Here is a 16,417-nt window from a genome sequence, read left to right on the forward strand (position 1 = left end):
GTAACCCCATGAGCAGGTTTGTTCCAAACTCATTTCAAATCACAAATGCTTTTGTCGATGATGCGATGAATAAGCTTAGTGATGCTTCAGTCAAGATTTACTTACTGATCGTACGTAAGACCCGCGGCTGGGGAAAAGAGAGCGATTCATTATCATTGACACAATTGGAGGAGTTGTCCCGCAAAAGCCGTCCAACAGTTGTGAAATGCCTCAATGAATTAGTAAAAGTTGGTCTGGTGCAAAAACATAACCAATCAAAATTTGGCAATATTTACTCATTGATCGACAACTACAACATCGGTGAATTATATAAATTCCCTAGTAAAAAATTTTTACTAGTAAAGTCCTTCACACCATTTGAAATTGACCTAGTTAAAAATTTTAACTACCTAGCATTTGGGTATAAAACAGGTGTAAAACCTGTTCAAACAGTCACTGAGATCCGCTTAAATTTCCCTAGTAAAGATTCTTTACTAGTTAAAAGTTTTAACCAGACTAGTAAAAATTCTTTACCGCAACTAGTAAAAATTTTTAACACACATAAAACAACTATCAAAAAACACTATCAAAATAAAAAAAAGAGCTGGTTGGTTTTGAAAAATTTGAAAGATGAAATTGTTCTGGCAAATGATTCGATACCAGTGGAGAAAATCACAGAAGCGACTTGGTTCAGTCGAGAGCTTGCAGCATTTGAAAATTTTAATGCTGGCAAAAAACACAATCACGAGTTTTTAACCTACCTGTTTGCAGATTGGTTGATACGAGCATATTTCAAATATGAAAAACAGGCTTATGCCAAAACTTCAGCGGATAGATCCCAATCTACTGGTTCAGCAAAACCATCGGCAGAACCGAAGCAGCTCACTGATAAACAAATCTCAGCGTTTGCACAGAAACTTGCACATCATCCTGAGTTCGCCAGCAAGCACAGCGCGCCGGGTGATTCATACGAGCAACTGGCATCACGCATTGCCATCAAACTCATGAACCCAGCACAGGCGAAGAAATGGGAGTCATACCTCAAGCAAGTGGGCTTCACTGGCAGTTTGCAGGGGGCAGCATGATTCCACACGGCGCAACCCACGTTGAAAACGATGGAACCTTTTGGAATTGCACCAACGGCGTTTGGACTTACTGGAGTGATGTCTTTGGATGGTGCGGATACATTGGGGCAGTTAATCAGATGTTCTTAGACAACAAAAGCGAATTGGGGACGATGTACGCATGAAAAACCAACTCAGTGGAACAGTGGAAGACATTTCCCCAATGGACATACGAGAAAAATTTGAAGCATTTTTTACGACTCAGCCATTTTTCAATAATTTGAAATACATGCACGGCGACCGACTTTTTGATTTTGACGTAGGCATTGGCTATCGCAATTTAACAGTACAAGTTGGCTATGTGTGTTTCTGCAAAGGTGATCGGGAGTTTGTATTGAATGACTAGAATCATGATTGGCATTGATACAGGTGTGAATACTGGCTTCGCCGTTGCTGCTGATCGTGGCAATGGTGGTGAGCTAGAACAGGTAGAGTCTTTATCGATTACACAGGCAATGGAGAAGGTAAAGGCGTTAATTGAAGAATGGGAAATAGGTAACGTCTGTTTATACATTGAGGATGCTCGGCAACGTACTTGGTTTACGGGTGGCCGTGAAAAGGCACAGGGTGTTGGATCGGTCAAACGTGATGCACAAATTTGGGAGGATTGGTGCAAGGAGCAAGGTTATCTGTACAAGATGATCCATCCCGCAGCCAATGCCACTAAAAAGAAAGCGACAGACTTTAAGCGTATGACTGGTTGGGTCGGTCGTACCAATGAACATGCGCGTGATGCAGCTATGTTGGTTTTTAAAAGATTTGCGAGATTTTAAGGGGGAATGGGATGAATGTAGTGGCAAAGCAAGAACATATTTTACAGGCAGTCGATTGGACACGTTTTGATTTAGAGGGGTGGTTATATCAATTTGGTGCTTGGATGAATTCCGTATCTGTTACATGTGGGAAGAGTATCAATCCAATTGCTATAGCGATGGATAGCGCTGTGAAAGCGCAAAAATATAAGAAGCTGACTAAAGCGCAGCAACAGCAGATTATTGTGGATTACTTAACTGGTGATTTTGAACCGCTAAAGTCACGACCTAGCAAACTAACTTGTCAGATTGATGATAATGAAGCCCGCGCCGTACAACGTCTAATATTAGATATGCTTGGTCAGTCTGAGATCATGGATGATTGGATGGATGCAATTATCGACCGTTACTTTTATGGCAACTCATGGGCTGAGATGGTGACAGATGAACGCAGTCAGATGGATGCACGTATGGATGTTAAATGTGGCTTGGCTGCGTTGCATTGTCGGTATGGGTTTATTGGGTATTAGCTTAAACATAATGAAAGAATGCTTAAATGTTTAGGTTTAGATTACTAAAACATTTAAGAAACGTTAGCTTAAAACTCGGTCTAATGTTTCTTAAAAGTTTTTATTATATGTACAAAAGAATAGTTTATTGATCTAATACTTTTAAATACTGTAAGTCACGGGTGACTTTATCCCCGTTGCAATATGAGAGTTGTATGACGATAAAAAAATGGATTCCTCCAACTGCACAAGAAATAAAGCAGTTGAGGGAGGTGACAGGTTTTACACAGGCAAAAACGGCTCATCTTTGCCGTATAGGTCTGAAAACTTACCAAAAATGGGAGCAAGGTGATGCAAGTCCAAGTCAGTCAGCTTGGACCATCTATACTTTTGAGTTACGAGCACAAAAGATTGGATTCCAGTCTTTAGATAATTTAATGGATTTTTTAGAGCAGAAACATAGTACTTGAAATTACCTCATAATGAGGTAATATTAAAAATAAGGCTGTAATTGCATGGTCTGACGCTAAATCCCAGCGTACATAAATTGGGAATGGTACAAAGTTATGAATACTGTTCAATTAAACAACAATGAAATTTCTATTGTTAATTTTAAATCTATTCCAGTTGTTACTACGGCAATGCTTGCTGACTTTTACGCAACTGATGTTAATAACATTCAACAGAATCATTTGCGTAATACAATGCGTTTTATTGAAGGCAAACACTTCTATAAACTTGTTGGTACTGAATTAAAAGCATTTAAACAACTGACTGACTCAAAGACGGTCAGTAAAAATGCACGCACTTTAATCCTTTGGACAGAACGTGGTGCAGCCCGCCACGCCAAAATGCTTGACACAGACCAAGCATGGGAAGTTTTTGAACAGTTGGAAGACTGTTATTTCCATAATAATGTCTGTCAGCCAACGAAATTAACTGATATTAATGATCGCATTCCTTTGGCGAATGCCGTTGGAATATTGGTAGGTAAGTCCGACTTCAATACGAAAGAAGTCTACGATATGCTGCAGCAGCGTTTTTCAGTAAATCATGTTAATCAGATTCCACTGCAATTACTGCCAAGTGCTGTGGAATATGTGCATAACCTAACTGCGGTAGTCGCACGAAGTAATGAGCTACAACGCCAAGACCAATATGCTGTTCAACAATTAGTAGAAGCCGTCATCCAACAAAACTTTAAGATGATGGGTGTTTGGAATGCATTGAGATATTTAAACCCAAACGATTTCTTTACTTACTCAGGCTTGATCGTTCGCTCTAATCAGCTTGCTCTGAAACTAAGTAAACGATACAACTTGAAAGGGGAAAATGGCGAACCATTAATAAGCCAAAATTTTAGACAGGTTTCTTTTTCTAACGGTGAGTTGATGGAGACAAATCCAAATTGGTTTAATGCGCCAGCATGAAAGTTACTACTTAATTTTCAAAACCCTGCGGATGTAGGGTTGTAACTAAAAGTAGATAATTTACATAACTTGACCTTGTACAAAGGTTATGGCATATTTCTGCTATAGTGAGCGAAGTTATAATAGTTCACTGATTATTAAGCCTGACATATTTGTTGGGCTTTTTTATTGCTTGAAAAATACACAATTTCATATATAAATAAATCTGTACTCTGAAATTGGAACTGACCAAGAATATGGGCTTAAATTTTCGAAAAAGCTTTAAGATCGCACCAGGTGTTCGCTTAAATGTTGGTAAAAAAGGTTTAAGCAGTGTTTCTCTTGGTGGGAAAGGTGTGAGAGTGAGTGTCGGTAGAAAAGGTACACGAACAACAGTAAGTGCTCCTGGCACTGGTTTGTCATACTCAACATATAAACCGCACAAGAAAAATAACACTGATCGACAACGACCTGACTATAGCAACCCAAATAATTTAATCGGCTATCCAAAATCAGAATGGATGGCAGCGGGTATAGTTGGGTTGATAGTTTTGATTGGATTTATATGGTTCATTGGTTAAGAGAACACCTCTAAATAAACAGATCTTTTGTTTTCAATTAGAGTTGAATTAATTAAAAGAAAAAATAATATTTTATTGCAAACTGTTTTTATTCTATAGTGCTAATCTTTTAAAGATCATAAAACATTATCTACATGAAATTTATAATGAATATTTTATTTAAAACCCTAATAAGCCTGATTTTTTGTCTGAGTTTCACTGCGAATGCACAGGATGTCCAAACCATTAAAGAACAACCGAAAGGCGTAAAATGGCAAAGAGCACCAATAATAAAATTCAAGAATAGAGAACTTTTAGGATATGACCGAATAGTGAGGGTTGAGTTAAAGACGAATGCAAATGGTATTATTAAATCCGCAGAAGTAATAGAAAGTAGTGGGCTTGAATCAATAGACACAAAAGTACTAAATGCAGTAAAGCGTTCTAAATTTCAGCCTTATCAAGAGAATGGAATTTATTATCCTATTAGAGCAGTACAACCTTTTTTATTAGAGGTTTCAAGAGAGCCTAAATATAAACATTATCCGAAATTCTTTTTTGTGAAGCAAAAGCTTGAAGGTCAAACCTTATACGTTGGAATATATGCAGAAGCTGATGATAATGGAAATTTAACCAAATCTGAGATTAAAGTGAGTAGTGGATTACCAGAATTGGATAATTATGCTTTAAATGAATATCGTAAGCAGGCTAATTTTTATCCATTAATTGTTAATGGTAAGCCATATCCTATACGTATTACTAGTTCTTTTAGATTTTCTGAAGACTCAAATACGATCGACTAGTTGTTATTTAAACAGTTAAATTTTACCAGTCTGAATGAACTAAATCCGACAATCTTTTAAATTGTAAGTAAACCACCTTCGGGTGGTTTTTTATTCTCCTTGGCCGAATGGATTACGGCACACAAAACCCCGCTCAATTCTAGATATTGGCGGGGTTTTCTTTTTATTCGAGGTTACCCATGGATAAAGTTGAAGCTCAAAAGAATTTGAAATGCTACAGAGAGAACATTCAAGGCGCATCAATGATTTATCCATGTGATATGCCTCAGAAGCTAATAGATGAAATCGCCGTATTTATTCGGGAACAAAAGCGATTAGTTAAGAATTTAGAAAGCAATTTGGAATCTACCAAATGACCTGTCAAGGCTGTGAAGCCCGCCGTGAATGGATGATAAAACATGCAAGACAAGCAAAAGAAAGAATGCAACGGGTGCTCATGTCACTTGGTATTGGAACAAAACAATCAGTTGATTCAATTGATCAGCCAGATGGTGCAGATCAACAACGAGCAGAACGCACAGATCAATGAGCTTTTGATTCGATTGGAAGATGAAGCAGAAGAGCCGAGACGTTCTGGTAATTTGGATGATTAGTTATGGCGAAGCTACCAAGACTACAGACCAGACTTGAAACGGTAATACCTAAGCAGCCAAGACCACAAAAGAACTGGGGCACTGGTCGCGGTGGTAGACCATGGCGAAGACTTAAAGACAAGATTCATCTGCGTGATGGATGGACATGCCAGTGCTGTAGTCGAGTAACCACTGAGCTTGAGCTAGACCATATCATCAATGTTGCACAAGGTGGAACGGATGATGAGTCCAATCTTCAATCGTTGTGCCCAGAATGCCATAAGAAGAAAACGCAAAAGGAGAGTCGGCAATGAGTATGTATTGTGATAATGACCATCATGCCAGAGTACTTGCGACAGCAATTGTTTTTAGCGTTGTTATTATTCAAACGGCTTTGATTAAGACAGTATTTGAATCCAATCCAGATTCAACAATCATTGTAATTCTCGGTTTTCTTATTGCTGACGTTCTTGCTGTTTTAACTTGGTTAACATTTTCAAAAAAATCGTAGCATTAGGGGGAGGTAAAAAGTTCAAACTCTTTTACTAGCGGACACCACCGCCCATCTCACGTATAAAAAAATTTCCCTTTTTAGTTAAAAGTTAACTTTTCGAGTTAAGGAGTCGCAATGGCTTTAACAGCAAAAATGAAAGCTTTTGCTCAAGCTGTTGTTGATGGTATGAGCAATAAAGATGCTGCAATTTCAGCAGGATACAGTGAAAAATCTGCAATGCAGCAGGGTTCAAAATTAGCAAAAATCCCTGAAGTAATTGCATATATAGAACAATTTAAATCAGTCAAAAAGTTAACTTCTAAATCTGAAAAGTTAACTCCAGAAAAACCAAAAGTTAACTCCGTGGATAGTGGGGAAAATGACAACCCTTTCGAGGATGACTACGCGAAAGATGATCCTCTGCAATTTCTAATTGATGTCATGAATAACAAAGACAATGAAATGGGGATGATACTGCATGCTGCAAAATCAGCGCTTCCATATGTACATGGCAAAGTTGCAGATAAGGGTAAGAAAGAATCCAAAGCAGAAGAAGCTAAGAAAGCCAGTCAAACTGGAAAGTTCGGCACTTTGAATAATCAACTACCGAGTTAAAACATGACCGCAATGCTCCCAGAATGGACAACAGCTTGCCCAGACTGGGAGGAGCGTATTGTCAAAAAACAGTCGCTCATGCCATGTGAACCATTATTTCCTAAAGTGGCAGATGTCGCAGAGCGCATTTTTAAAGAGCTGATTCTTGTTGATGTGATGGATAGCCCAAAGATGGGTGATGTCACACTGGATTGGGTCATTGAATTTGTCCGTGCAATTTTTGGGGCATATAACCCGAGCACAAAACGCAGATTGATTCGTGAGTTCTTTCTTCTGATTTCCAAGAAGAACACCAAGTCTACGATTGCTGCCGGTGTGATGCTGGTTGCGTTGTTGTTGAATGACCGGCTTTCAGCAGAACTTATTATCTTGGCACCAACGAAAGAAGTTGCAGACAACTCTTTCAACCCGATCCGAGACTTCATCAAAGCTGATGAAGAACTCAGTGCCATGATTAATATTTCTGAGCACACTAAAACGGTAACGCATTTAGGCACTGGTGCCACACTTAAAGTGATTGCAGCCGAATCTAATGCCGCGGCAGGTAAGAAAGCCTCAATCATTTTGATAGATGAGGTTTGGCTTTTTGGTAAACGTGCCAATGCGGAATCCATGTTCCGTGAAGCGAAAGGTGGTTTGGCATCTCGTCCAGAAGGATGTGTGATTTATCTGTCTACCATGTCAGATGAAGTTCCATGCGGGGTATTTAAGCAATTATTGGATTATGCCCGCGATGTAAGAGATGGAATCAAAGAGGATAAAGCCTTTTTACCGCTGATTTATGAATTCCCTAAGCATCTGGTGGAAGCTGGTAAGCACTTAAAACCAGAGAATTTCTACATCACCAACCCGAATTTAGGTGCTTCTGTTGACCTTGAATACCTGATTTCAGAGTTCAATAAGGTTAAAGATGCGGGTGAAGAATCACTTCGAGACTTCCTTGCAAAGCATTTGAACATCGAAATCGGCATGAACCTGCGTGCAAACCGTTGGGCGGGTGCTGAATATTGGAATCAGCAAAAACATGTATTTAGTCTTGAGCAATTAATTGAACAATCTGAGTTGATCACCTTGGGGATTGATGGCGGTGGCTTGGATGACTTACTTGGTTTTGCAGCCTTAGGGCGGTTGAAGAAAGATCCACGTATTTGGTGGCTTTGGAGCAAGGCCTGGGCAAATAAACTTGCCTTAGAACGCCGTAAAGAGAACATTCCCAAATATAGGGACTTCGAGAAAGAAGGGAGCCTTGTTGTTGTCGATAAAGTGGGTGAAGACATTGATCAGTTGGCGCTAATCGCAAAGCAAATTTATGACAGCGGTAAGCTCGACAAAATTGGACTAGATCCGCAAGGTCTAGGTGGTCTTATTGATGGATTAACTGGTTCTGGCATCCCTGAAGAAGTTCTTGTCGCAGTACCGCAAGGTCATAAGCTCATGGGCTATATCATGACAACCGAGCGTAAATTAGCAGAGGGCAACCTTTGGCATGCAGGGCAACAACTTATGGTTTGGTGCGTAGGTAATGCACGAGTCGTGATGATTGGTAATGGGATGCGAATCACCAAGCAGGACTCTGGTATTGGCAAGATTGATCCCGTGATTGCGATGTTTAACGCTGTGGCATTGATGAGTCTTGCACCTGAAGCAAAGAATTTTGACATTGACGGGTATTTAGAGGATGTCGTGATAGCATGAGCGATTTACAAGACACGGGTTTTTGGTCCCGTTTCTGGTCACGATTGACTGGAAGAACCCAATTGAAAAAGGGGGATACTTCATATCCTTTTGATAGCTATCTGTCATCTGGTGGAGCGGTCGTCAGCCCTGAAACAGCCTTAAAGCTTTCAGCAGTTTGGGCATGCGTGAAATTGCGTGCTGAAACCATCTCAACACTACCATTGCATTTATATGATTCAAATAAAAAGATCGCCAAAGATCATGGTCTTTACCGAGTTTTACATGATTCGCCCAATGCAGATATGTGCGCAAGTGAATTTTGGCAGATCCAGTCTGCATGTTTAGATCTATGGGGTAATGCCTACAGCTATATTACACGCCGAAATGATCGAAGCGTTATTTCATTAGAGCCACTTTTCCCAAGTGAAATGGTTAAGAAGCGTTTGAAAGATGGTGGCTTTGAATATCATTACACCGAAAATGGCAAAGTTAAAATCTATACTGATGATGAAATCTTACATTTTAAAGGTTTCACCTTGGATGGTTATGTTGGACTTTCAGCAATTCAATTTTTTGCCCAAACCATTGGCATGCAGTTTGATGCTAATAATCAGGCTCAAGACTGGTTTAAAAATGGATTAAAGGTTGGTGGATTCCTTGAAACAGGGGAGCAAACGCTCACAGGTGAGCAGCGTACACGGATGCGCAACCATTTAGCAGAGTTCAGTAAGCCTGAAAATTCAGGTAAATACATGATTCTTGAGGCGGGGATGAAGCTTGCTTCTGCCAGTGCTATTCGAATCAATCCGATTGATGCGCAACTTCTTGAATCTCGCTACTTTGGAATTGAGGAAATTTGTCGAGCATTTGGGGTTCCACCGCAATTGATTGGACATACGAATAAAGCAAGCTCTTGGGCATCTAGCCTTGAGCAGACTAATCAAGGTTTTTTGACCTACTCACTGAATCCTCAATTGGTTCGATATGAGCAAACCATTTCTCGCAAATTGCTATTGCCGCAGGACAAATACAAATATCGCCCTAAATTTGCGGTAGATGGTCTATTGCGTGCAAATAACACGGCAAGAGCAGATTTCTACGTGAAGATGACCCAAAACGGGCTATATACCCGAAATGAAGTACGTGAGCTTGAGGATATGCCACGTGCTGAAGATCCAACGGCAGATCAACTCATGGTGCAAATGCAAATGGTGCCTTTGGGACAAGATCAGGGGAAACCTAGTGAATAGAAAAAGTTTTAATTTAGAGATTAAAGCCGTCCAAGAGGACGGTTTTTTTTCGGGCTATGGGGCGGTTTTTGGCAATGTCGATTGGTACAACGATGTGATTCTGCCGGGTGCATTTACAGCATCCCTTCAAAAGTGGAAATCCAAAAAGAAATTGCCACCAGTGCTTTGGAATCACAACGACAGTGAGCCTATCGGGATCTATACCAACATTTACGAAGACGAAAAAGGACTATTCGTTGAAGGGAAATTGCTTATTGATGATGTGCCGAGAGCTAAATCCACACATGCACTTCTGAAAGCGGGTGCCATTGATGGTTTAAGCATTGGATATTCCACCAAGAAGGCAAATCAGCAAGGCAATGGGATTCGAGAGTTGATCGAGGTTGATATTGGTGAAATCTCTATCGTGACTCAGCCAGCGAATGATCGAAGTCTGATTACTTCAGTTAAATCCAAATTAGATGAAGGCGAACTGCCAACGTTACCAGAATTTGAAAAATTCTTGAGAGAGTCAGGATTTTCAAAATCGCAATCTACTGCCATCGCTAGCAAAGGGTTGCGCTCTCTTCTGAGCGAGTCAGAGGAAGAAATCAAAGAAGCGAAATCAATTTCAAATGCTTTAAATATTTTAAAAGGAGTCAGCAATGCCTGATCAAAATTTAGAACAACTCGCTCAAGAGTTTAAAAAACAAGTTGATGAAGTCAAAGGTATTGCCGAAGACTTCAAAGGTAAGCGTGAACATGGTGATAAAATTGCGGAAGGTGCCAAACAGGCAGCCGATGAAGCGATTACCAAGCTCAATGAAACCAAAGCGCGTTTAGATGAACTCGAGCAGAAAATGGCTCGCCGTCCGAGCGATACACCTGAAGAATTTAAGTCTTTGGGGCGTCAGTTTGTGGAAACTGAGCAATTTAAATCATTGCAAGGTTCAGCAGGACAGCGCGGTAAAGCCAATCTTGAAATTAAAGCCACTATTACTTCTGCAGTTACTGATACTGCGGGTGCAGCAGGTGACTTGGTTCAAACTACTCGCATTCCAGGAATTATTGCGCCACCAGATCGTAAGCTTACGATTCGTGATTTGCTTATGCCTGGTCGTATGGATGGCAACGCTTTGGAATTCGTACAAGAAACAGGTTTTACCAATGCAGCAGCAATGGTCGCGGAAGGTGCAGTGAAGCCACAGTCTGATATCAAATTTGATTTGAAATCGACAAATGCAAAAGTAATTGCACATTTCATGAAGGCATCGCGTCAAATTTTGGATGATGCATCGCAGTTACAGTCTTATATTGATGGTCGCTTACGTTATGGCTTGGCATTCAAAGAAGAAAACCAAATTCTGAATGGCGATGGTACCGGTCAAAACTTACTGGGTATCATTCCACAAGCAACCCCATATGTTCGTCCAGCCGGTGTCACAACTTCAGCGGAAAGTAAAATTGATACCTTGCGCTTCGCAATGTTACAAGCAGTCCTAGCTGAATACCCAGCAAGTGGACATGTATTGAACCCGATTGATTGGGCTGCAATCGAAACACTAAAAGACACTTCGGGACAGTACATTATTGGCAATCCACAGGGAGCATTAAACCCAACTTTATGGAAATTGCCAGTTGTAGAAACCCAAGCAATTACAGTAAATAAGTTCCTGACGGGTGCTTTCTCTATGGGGGCTCAACTGTTTGACCGCTGGTTATCTCGTGTTGAAGTAGCGACAGAAAACGAAGATGACTTCATCAAAAACTTGGTAACGATTCTTGCTGAAGAGCGCTTGGCTTTGGCGGTGTATCGTCCTGAAGCATTCATCTATGGTGACATTGTTCCTGTACCTTAATCGATTTAAATAAGGGGTATTTAGCCCCTTATTTTTGGAGTTTGAAATGGCACTTTATACAGTTAACCGCGAGCATTATGGCGATAAGTTCTATCTCACAGGTGAACAGCGAGAAGCTAATCCTAATGATGTAAAGCATCTGGTGGATAAAGGGGTATTGGTGGAAGTTGTGGAAGAAACAAAACCCAAAACAACTAAAGCACCAGCTAAGCAGGTGAAGCAAGATGATCGACCTACCGAAGGCTAAATTACATTGTCGTGTAGACGATGACACTGAAGATGATCTTATAGAGGGCTGGATTGTTGAAGCCAACGTCGTAATTCAGAACGATCTAGACCGTAAGATTATTGCAGATGAAGCAGACCGAATAAATGAAACAGATTTGGTTGATAACGAGGCATTAGATTCTGCACGCCTTATCTTTGTTCAGTACCGTTACAGCCGAAGCTTAGATGATAAACCTCAGGCTTATTGGTCATTGTTGCAAAAGTTCCGAGAAATGGGAGTTTAGTTTATGGACCTAGCCCAAGAACTCTGCCATCGAGTCACGATCCAGAGCAAAACACCTGGCTACGATGAAAACAACTACGAAACAGATCCAATCTGGACTGACTTCAAAAAGCTTTGGGCTAAGGTTGAGTTTTTATCAGTTAAAGACTCAATCAATGCCAAAGCTGCGGGTTCACAAACTACCGCGCGCCTAAAACTACGTAAACGTAGCGACATCACCACAGAGATGCGCGTGCTTTGGGATGGATACACTTTTGAGATTGTTTCACCGCCTAAGCCCGACAATCTGAACGGTAAGATCTACATGACGTTGGAGCTTGCGGTATTGGAGTAGGTCATGGTTATTGAGGTTGAAATAACAGGGGCGGATGAAATTGAGCGAAAGCTCAGAGCCTTGGCTAATCCACGTTTAGCAAAAAATGCTGCAAGGCGTTCAGCGCGTAAAGCTATGGCAATTGTCCGTGATGCAGCACGTAACAATGCAAAGACTTTAGATGATCCAAGTACATCAGAGCAAATCTATAAAGAAATTGTAATGCAGCCCGGTAAGTCTAGGGACAAAAATACTGTGGTTATGCGAGTTGGTGTCCGTGGTGGAGCAAGAATTCCGTATACAAACAATGCTCAAAATAGACAATCAGGCAGAGTAGGTCAGTCTTACCAAACTGATGGACGCGTATTTTATTGGAGATTTCTAGAGTTTGGTACATCCAGACAACCACCAACCCCATTTATGCGACCTGCTTTAGAAAATAACATTCAGGCTGTGACCGATTCATTTGCACAGAACTTTAGTGCTGAGCTCGATAAGGAACTTGCAAAACTATGAACATCCTTCCAGTAGTTCCAACATTAAAAGCAGATTCAAATGTCACAGCATTACTAGGGAATAACCCCTTAAAAGTGTTTGAGGATATTGCACCAACAGGCACAGCATATCCTTATGCAGTTTGGTCGGTTGTGACTGCAAATCCTGAAAACAACTTGGACTGTGCAGCAAATATTGATCATGTGTCTTTCCAGATTGTTGTTTATGACAGCAATCAAAAGCGTGCTTCTGATATTCGAGCAGCCATTCGTACTGCACTTGAACCATATTGTTATGTAACCAGTATTCACCCCAACCATTTTGAGCGAATTCTCGATACTAATGTTTTTGGACGTGGGTTTGATGCGAATTGGTGGTTGGATCGATAAAATGTATGATAGGTATTGATATAACTGCCGTTCGTGGTATTTTATTTCTAGAGTGGTCGTAATAGACCCTAAATTTCAAAACCTCGCTTATGCGGGGTTTTTTTATGCCTAAATGGGAGATAGTCTCAATAAGTTGGAATTTCTTATTGCCTAGCACATTTTAAATATGCAGTAAATTGAACTTCCTAGATTGCTTTTTGATCAATTTTAAATTTAGGAAGATGTAAAAAAGCCAGTTTTTGATTAGTTCAAACTAAGCCTTACAGAAATGTAGGGCTTTTTTATTGCCTGTACCATTCACCACAACTTTCTGATGCTCAGGTGAATGGCTTAAATCAATTGAGCATCTAGGAGTAAATCATGTCAAATGTTCTAACAACCCAAGAGATTGTGATTGTGGAAAATGACAAGCCTTTAACTACATCTTTGCATATTGCGGATGGAGCAAGAGCGAACCACAAAGCTGTGATGCAGCTAATTAAAACGCATATTCACCACTTTAATAAATTTGGAAGGGTGGCATTTGAAATGCGACCCTTTGATACAGAAGGCGGTGTGCAAACTAGACGCATTGCATTACTCAATGAACAGCAAGCAACTTTTCTTATGACTTTGATGCGCAACACAGATCGAGTTGTGGATTTCAAATGCGCATTAGTCCAAGCATTTTTCGAAACAAAGTCGTACTTGAGCGAACAAATGCAGGCACACACGGTAATACACAACAAATTAAGTTTGCAGCTTGATCTTGAAAAGGCAGATGCAAGTTTGGCAGGGCATATTCTTGGCAGCTATCGAAAAAAACGAGATGTATTGGTTGGAGCAATCCAAGAAGTAGAGCGGTTAATGCAACCATGCCTTTTTGAATAACGAACTATTTTTAACCAATGCCACCTTCGGGTGGCTTTTTTATGCCTAAAAAGAGGAGTAGCTACTCATGGCAAAAGGCGTTTTATCACAAGGTACGCACGTATGGATTCTCCATGGTGCAACTCCTTCATTGATCCGTATTCTATGCATTAAGTCGATTGCATGGGGGGATGACAGCTCAACGGAAATTGACACCACCTGCCTAGATGAAGAAGAAACCAAGACTTCCGATTTTGGCTTGGTAACACCTGGTGAAGGCTCATTGGTTATCAACACTGATCCAACGAATGCAACGCACATGACTTTGCTAGGCTTGGCAGATACTCGTGACGAAGTTGGTGTGTATGTAGGTTGGTCTGATGGTCCTGGTGTTCCAACTTTAACAGGCTCAGATGTGACACTTCCTGATACGCGCTCATGGTCATATGCGACTGTGAAGCTTCGTAAAAACTCACCAGTGTTTGATCCTGATGCACTTGTGAACCACACAATCCCGATGAAGCGCCAAACTAAAGTAATTGAAGAATTTAAGGTGGGTCCATAATGGCTAAAGCTAACTTAAAAGCCCTGCGAAAAGTCACTCAAAGCGGTGCACCAATTGAACGTACTGTAAAGTGGAAAGTGTTTGCCACAGAAGATAACCTTGGAGACCTTAAGGATCTGACAGGTAAATCAGAAGTAGCAATTGGTGATGAAATTGAACTTGAAGGGCAGGTCTTTATTAAGCGACTTTCATTCATTGCTCAGCAAGAAGTAGCAAAGGCTTTTGAATGGGATGTCGTGACCAACCCAGATGACCCAGTGTTAAAAGAAATCAATGGTAGTCGTTTAGTGGCTTCACGCTTGATAGGTTCGATTTGTGAAGACGGGAAAGGCACGCCGTTCTTCACTTCACTTGCTGATGTATATACTTCTGATCCAAAATTTATTGATGCGGTATATCAAGAAGCTGACAAAGTGAATAACTTTACGGGAAAGTTACTGAAGAAGAATTCGAGCGAAACGAATTCTGGTGCGAACTCGTCCTCAACGGAATCGGTGGAAGGACCATCGAAGAAGCACAAGCAAACATAAACAATGCCGAACTAAACATTTGGAGAGCCTACCGTCAAAAGTATGGCTCTTTGTTTTTTGGTCGCCGTATTGAGCAAGGCTTTGGTAATTGGATGGCACATTACACTCGATTCAAAGTTAAAGAAGGTACCGAAGTTGATGCGACTGAATTTATGCCGCATGAACCAACACCAGAATTGACCTATGAGCAGATGCGTATGATTGAAATTAGGAAGCAGAAGGAATCAGCTTAGGTTTGTTTCTCCTGCTTGAAAAATATTCTACATCTGATACAAATGAGGCATTACTTTATAATAAGACTGCTGTATGAAGAAAATACTAATTTTTATTTTAATTACTTCATTTGGGACAACAGCTTATTCGCATGGCGGAAGAACTGATAAAAATGGGTGTCATAAAGATAGTAGAACAGGTGATAGGCACTGCCACTAAGGAGGTATTATTGTGGGTTTAAACTTCAGAAAGAGTTTTAAGATAGCGCCTGGTGTCCGACTAAATGTAGGTAAAAAAGGGGTTAGTAGTGTTTCAATTGGTGGAAAAGGTGCACGCGTAAGTATAAGCAAGAAGGGAACACGTTCCACTGTCAGTGCTCCTGGAACAGGATTATCTTATTCAACATTCAGACCACATGCCAAAACTAGGACAACAAATAATTTTCGTAGTCAAGAATCAAATGTGGTTCTGAATTTAATTGTTGGATTTGTCATTTTAGCTTTTATCATTTGGGTTTTTAGTTGAATGAATGAACCTCCTACGGGAGGTTTCTTTTGACCAAATATCAATTATCTTGGTCTAAATTATAGATTTTGGACCAGTATGCTAAAACTATTTGTGTTCATGATTTTTGCTTCTTGCAGTATATCAAGCGTACTAGCATCACCTAAAAATAATACTGATTTGGCTATTCATGAGCAGAATTGCTTAGATCTTGCTGATGCTGCAAGTGCGATAATGGAAGCCAGACAAGGTGGATCATCGCTTTTAGAAATGATGAAAATTGCAAATATGGAAGAAGATTCAGGTAAAAGATTTATCATTAAAACAATCGTTGCTGACTCTTTCAAAAAGCCAAAGATGCAAGAAGAATCAAAACAGAAAGATGTTATAAATGAATTTTCTGCTAACTATTATCTTGCATGTACTGAGATGTATAAGTAGTAAATGACATTCGAATGGAGTTACTT

The 16,417-nt window shown here is 40.3% G+C and carries 28 protein-coding genes; all 28 read left to right on the top strand.

What is annotated here, in order from left to right; translation table 11 throughout:
• Positions 1 to 8: 8 nt before the first annotated feature.
• Positions 9 to 1,064, top strand: coding sequence for a replication protein (locus tag M5E07_RS05855; RefSeq protein WP_252222878.1), 1,056 nt, complete (start codon positions 9 to 11; stop codon positions 1,062 to 1,064).
• Positions 1,065 to 1,224: 160 nt separating this feature from the next.
• Positions 1,225 to 1,449 (top strand): hypothetical protein, encoded by a 225-nt coding sequence (locus M5E07_RS05860; protein WP_252222881.1) that lies wholly within the window; start codon positions 1,225 to 1,227, stop codon positions 1,447 to 1,449.
• Positions 1,442 to 1,876, top strand: a complete 435-nt coding sequence (locus M5E07_RS05865; protein ID WP_252222884.1) for a hypothetical protein — start codon at positions 1,442 to 1,444, stop codon at positions 1,874 to 1,876. The genes M5E07_RS05860 and M5E07_RS05865 overlap by 8 nt, the downstream gene beginning before the upstream one ends.
• A gap of 11 nt (positions 1,877 to 1,887) precedes the next feature.
• Positions 1,888 to 2,385 carry a hypothetical protein gene (locus M5E07_RS05870; protein ID WP_252222887.1) on the top strand — a complete coding sequence of 166 codons (498 nt, stop codon included), beginning with the start codon at positions 1,888 to 1,890 and terminating at the stop codon, positions 2,383 to 2,385.
• A gap of 194 nt (positions 2,386 to 2,579) precedes the next feature.
• Complete coding sequence (locus M5E07_RS05875; RefSeq protein ID WP_252222891.1) at positions 2,580 to 2,834, top strand: helix-turn-helix domain-containing protein; 255 nt, start codon at positions 2,580 to 2,582, stop codon at positions 2,832 to 2,834.
• Between the two features lie 96 nt (positions 2,835 to 2,930).
• Entirely contained in the window at positions 2,931 to 3,794 is an 864-nt protein-coding gene (locus M5E07_RS05880; protein WP_252222894.1) for an ORF6N domain-containing protein, read from the top strand.
• A 236-nt stretch (positions 3,795 to 4,030) separates the two neighbouring features.
• Positions 4,031 to 4,354 carry a DUF4236 domain-containing protein gene (locus M5E07_RS05885; protein ID WP_252223714.1) on the top strand — a complete coding sequence of 108 codons (324 nt, stop codon included), beginning with the start codon at positions 4,031 to 4,033 and terminating at the stop codon, positions 4,352 to 4,354.
• Positions 4,355 to 4,500: 146 nt separating this feature from the next.
• Positions 4,501 to 5,136 carry a TonB family protein gene (locus M5E07_RS05890; RefSeq protein ID WP_252222897.1) on the top strand — a complete coding sequence of 212 codons (636 nt, stop codon included), beginning with the start codon at positions 4,501 to 4,503 and terminating at the stop codon, positions 5,134 to 5,136.
• A 352-nt stretch (positions 5,137 to 5,488) separates the two neighbouring features.
• Entirely contained in the window at positions 5,489 to 5,665 is a 177-nt protein-coding gene (locus M5E07_RS05895; protein ID WP_252222900.1) for a hypothetical protein, read from the top strand.
• 66 nt (positions 5,666 to 5,731) lie between these two features.
• The gene (locus M5E07_RS05900; RefSeq protein ID WP_252222903.1) at positions 5,732 to 6,022 is read left to right on the top strand and encodes an HNH endonuclease; all 291 of its coding nucleotides are present in this window, start codon (positions 5,732 to 5,734) and stop codon (positions 6,020 to 6,022) included.
• Positions 6,019 to 6,219, top strand: a complete 201-nt coding sequence (locus tag M5E07_RS05905) for a hypothetical protein (RefSeq protein WP_252222906.1) — start codon at positions 6,019 to 6,021, stop codon at positions 6,217 to 6,219. The genes M5E07_RS05900 and M5E07_RS05905 overlap by 4 nt, the downstream gene beginning before the upstream one ends.
• A 117-nt stretch (positions 6,220 to 6,336) precedes the next feature.
• A complete protein-coding gene (locus M5E07_RS05910; RefSeq protein ID WP_252222909.1) occupies positions 6,337 to 6,816 on the top strand; it encodes a terminase small subunit in 480 nt (159 codons plus the stop codon).
• 3 nt (positions 6,817 to 6,819) lie between these two features.
• Entirely contained in the window at positions 6,820 to 8,511 is a 1,692-nt protein-coding gene (locus tag M5E07_RS05915) for a terminase large subunit (protein ID WP_252222913.1), read from the top strand.
• Positions 8,508 to 9,743, top strand: coding sequence for a phage portal protein (locus M5E07_RS05920; RefSeq protein ID WP_252222916.1), 1,236 nt, complete (start codon positions 8,508 to 8,510; stop codon positions 9,741 to 9,743). Before M5E07_RS05915 ends, M5E07_RS05920 begins: the two co-directional genes overlap by 4 nt.
• Positions 9,736 to 10,395 carry an HK97 family phage prohead protease gene (locus M5E07_RS05925; RefSeq protein ID WP_252222919.1) on the top strand — a complete coding sequence of 220 codons (660 nt, stop codon included), beginning with the start codon at positions 9,736 to 9,738 and terminating at the stop codon, positions 10,393 to 10,395. The genes M5E07_RS05920 and M5E07_RS05925 overlap by 8 nt, the downstream gene beginning before the upstream one ends.
• Positions 10,388 to 11,581: a phage major capsid protein gene (locus M5E07_RS05930; protein ID WP_252222922.1), complete on the top strand. Its 1,194-nt coding sequence runs from the start codon at positions 10,388 to 10,390 to the stop codon at positions 11,579 to 11,581. The genes M5E07_RS05925 and M5E07_RS05930 overlap by 8 nt, the downstream gene beginning before the upstream one ends.
• A 46-nt stretch (positions 11,582 to 11,627) precedes the next feature.
• A complete protein-coding gene (locus M5E07_RS05935) occupies positions 11,628 to 11,828 on the top strand; it encodes a hypothetical protein (RefSeq protein WP_252222925.1) in 201 nt (66 codons plus the stop codon).
• A complete protein-coding gene (locus M5E07_RS05940) occupies positions 11,806 to 12,093 on the top strand; it encodes a head-tail connector protein (RefSeq protein WP_252222928.1) in 288 nt (95 codons plus the stop codon). Before M5E07_RS05935 ends, M5E07_RS05940 begins: the two co-directional genes overlap by 23 nt.
• 3 nt (positions 12,094 to 12,096) lie before the next feature.
• Positions 12,097 to 12,426 carry a phage head closure protein gene (locus M5E07_RS05945; protein WP_252222931.1) on the top strand — a complete coding sequence of 110 codons (330 nt, stop codon included), beginning with the start codon at positions 12,097 to 12,099 and terminating at the stop codon, positions 12,424 to 12,426.
• 3 nt (positions 12,427 to 12,429) lie between these two features.
• The gene (locus M5E07_RS05950) at positions 12,430 to 12,921 is read left to right on the top strand and encodes an HK97-gp10 family putative phage morphogenesis protein (RefSeq protein WP_252222934.1); all 492 of its coding nucleotides are present in this window, start codon (positions 12,430 to 12,432) and stop codon (positions 12,919 to 12,921) included.
• The gene (locus tag M5E07_RS05955; RefSeq protein ID WP_252222937.1) at positions 12,918 to 13,289 is read left to right on the top strand and encodes a DUF3168 domain-containing protein; all 372 of its coding nucleotides are present in this window, start codon (positions 12,918 to 12,920) and stop codon (positions 13,287 to 13,289) included. The genes M5E07_RS05950 and M5E07_RS05955 overlap by 4 nt, the downstream gene beginning before the upstream one ends.
• 360 nt (positions 13,290 to 13,649) lie before the next feature.
• Positions 13,650 to 14,159, top strand: a complete 510-nt coding sequence (locus tag M5E07_RS05960) for a Rha family transcriptional regulator (protein WP_252222940.1) — start codon at positions 13,650 to 13,652, stop codon at positions 14,157 to 14,159.
• Positions 14,160 to 14,226: 67 nt separating this feature from the next.
• Positions 14,227 to 14,703 (top strand): phage tail tube protein, encoded by a 477-nt coding sequence (locus M5E07_RS05965; protein ID WP_252222943.1) that lies wholly within the window; start codon positions 14,227 to 14,229, stop codon positions 14,701 to 14,703.
• The gene (locus M5E07_RS05970; RefSeq protein ID WP_252222946.1) at positions 14,703 to 15,233 is read left to right on the top strand and encodes a phage tail assembly chaperone family protein, TAC; all 531 of its coding nucleotides are present in this window, start codon (positions 14,703 to 14,705) and stop codon (positions 15,231 to 15,233) included. Before M5E07_RS05965 ends, M5E07_RS05970 begins: the two co-directional genes overlap by 1 nt.
• Before the next feature lie 17 nt (positions 15,234 to 15,250).
• Entirely contained in the window at positions 15,251 to 15,466 is a 216-nt protein-coding gene (locus M5E07_RS05975) for a hypothetical protein (RefSeq protein WP_434087806.1), read from the top strand.
• A gap of 73 nt (positions 15,467 to 15,539) precedes the next feature.
• A complete protein-coding gene (locus M5E07_RS05980; protein WP_252222949.1) occupies positions 15,540 to 15,665 on the top strand; it encodes a YHYH domain-containing protein in 126 nt (41 codons plus the stop codon).
• Between the two features lie 12 nt (positions 15,666 to 15,677).
• A complete protein-coding gene (locus M5E07_RS05985) occupies positions 15,678 to 15,971 on the top strand; it encodes a DUF4236 domain-containing protein (protein ID WP_252222964.1) in 294 nt (97 codons plus the stop codon).
• A 78-nt stretch (positions 15,972 to 16,049) separates the two neighbouring features.
• Positions 16,050 to 16,391 (top strand): hypothetical protein, encoded by a 342-nt coding sequence (locus M5E07_RS05990; RefSeq protein ID WP_252222968.1) that lies wholly within the window; start codon positions 16,050 to 16,052, stop codon positions 16,389 to 16,391.
• The last annotated feature ends 26 nt before the right edge of the window (positions 16,392 to 16,417 follow it).

Source organism: Acinetobacter tibetensis, assembly GCF_023824315.1.
Lineage (GTDB): Bacteria > Pseudomonadota > Gammaproteobacteria > Pseudomonadales > Moraxellaceae > Acinetobacter > Acinetobacter tibetensis.

Bases quoted from the DNA above. Each gene is read 5' to 3' on its own strand.
- M5E07_RS05865 (WP_252222884.1), top strand. From the start codon at position 1,442: ATGACTAGAATCATGATTGGCATTGATACAGGTGTGAATACTGGCTTC.
- M5E07_RS05970 (WP_252222946.1), top strand. From the start codon at position 14,703: ATGGCTAAAGCTAACTTAAAAGCCCTGCGAAAAGTCACTCAAAGCGGT.
- M5E07_RS05965 (WP_252222943.1), top strand. From the start codon at position 14,227: ATGGCAAAAGGCGTTTTATCACAAGGTACGCACGTATGGATTCTCCAT.
- M5E07_RS05860 (WP_252222881.1), top strand. From the start codon at position 1,225: ATGAAAAACCAACTCAGTGGAACAGTGGAAGACATTTCCCCAATGGAC.
- M5E07_RS05870 (WP_252222887.1), top strand. From the start codon at position 1,888: ATGAATGTAGTGGCAAAGCAAGAACATATTTTACAGGCAGTCGATTGG.
- M5E07_RS05920 (WP_252222916.1), top strand. From the start codon at position 8,508: ATGAGCGATTTACAAGACACGGGTTTTTGGTCCCGTTTCTGGTCACGA.
- M5E07_RS05875 (WP_252222891.1), top strand. From the start codon at position 2,580: ATGACGATAAAAAAATGGATTCCTCCAACTGCACAAGAAATAAAGCAG.
- M5E07_RS05960 (WP_252222940.1), top strand. From the start codon at position 13,650: ATGTCAAATGTTCTAACAACCCAAGAGATTGTGATTGTGGAAAATGAC.
- M5E07_RS05900 (WP_252222903.1), top strand. From the start codon at position 5,732: ATGGCGAAGCTACCAAGACTACAGACCAGACTTGAAACGGTAATACCT.
- M5E07_RS05890 (WP_252222897.1), top strand. From the start codon at position 4,501: ATGAATATTTTATTTAAAACCCTAATAAGCCTGATTTTTTGTCTGAGT.
- M5E07_RS05910 (WP_252222909.1), top strand. From the start codon at position 6,337: ATGGCTTTAACAGCAAAAATGAAAGCTTTTGCTCAAGCTGTTGTTGAT.
- M5E07_RS05915 (WP_252222913.1), top strand. From the start codon at position 6,820: ATGACCGCAATGCTCCCAGAATGGACAACAGCTTGCCCAGACTGGGAG.
- M5E07_RS05990 (WP_252222968.1), top strand. From the start codon at position 16,050: ATGCTAAAACTATTTGTGTTCATGATTTTTGCTTCTTGCAGTATATCA.
- M5E07_RS05895 (WP_252222900.1), top strand. From the start codon at position 5,489: ATGACCTGTCAAGGCTGTGAAGCCCGCCGTGAATGGATGATAAAACAT.
- M5E07_RS05855 (WP_252222878.1), top strand. From the start codon at position 9: ATGAGCAGGTTTGTTCCAAACTCATTTCAAATCACAAATGCTTTTGTC.
- M5E07_RS05980 (WP_252222949.1), top strand. From the start codon at position 15,540: ATGAAGAAAATACTAATTTTTATTTTAATTACTTCATTTGGGACAACA.
- M5E07_RS05955 (WP_252222937.1), top strand. From the start codon at position 12,918: ATGAACATCCTTCCAGTAGTTCCAACATTAAAAGCAGATTCAAATGTC.
- M5E07_RS05935 (WP_252222925.1), top strand. From the start codon at position 11,628: ATGGCACTTTATACAGTTAACCGCGAGCATTATGGCGATAAGTTCTAT.
- M5E07_RS05885 (WP_252223714.1), top strand. From the start codon at position 4,031: ATGGGCTTAAATTTTCGAAAAAGCTTTAAGATCGCACCAGGTGTTCGC.
- M5E07_RS05930 (WP_252222922.1), top strand. From the start codon at position 10,388: ATGCCTGATCAAAATTTAGAACAACTCGCTCAAGAGTTTAAAAAACAA.
- M5E07_RS05880 (WP_252222894.1), top strand. From the start codon at position 2,931: ATGAATACTGTTCAATTAAACAACAATGAAATTTCTATTGTTAATTTT.
- M5E07_RS05940 (WP_252222928.1), top strand. From the start codon at position 11,806: ATGATCGACCTACCGAAGGCTAAATTACATTGTCGTGTAGACGATGAC.
- M5E07_RS05905 (WP_252222906.1), top strand. From the start codon at position 6,019: ATGAGTATGTATTGTGATAATGACCATCATGCCAGAGTACTTGCGACA.
- M5E07_RS05945 (WP_252222931.1), top strand. From the start codon at position 12,097: ATGGACCTAGCCCAAGAACTCTGCCATCGAGTCACGATCCAGAGCAAA.
- M5E07_RS05950 (WP_252222934.1), top strand. From the start codon at position 12,430: ATGGTTATTGAGGTTGAAATAACAGGGGCGGATGAAATTGAGCGAAAG.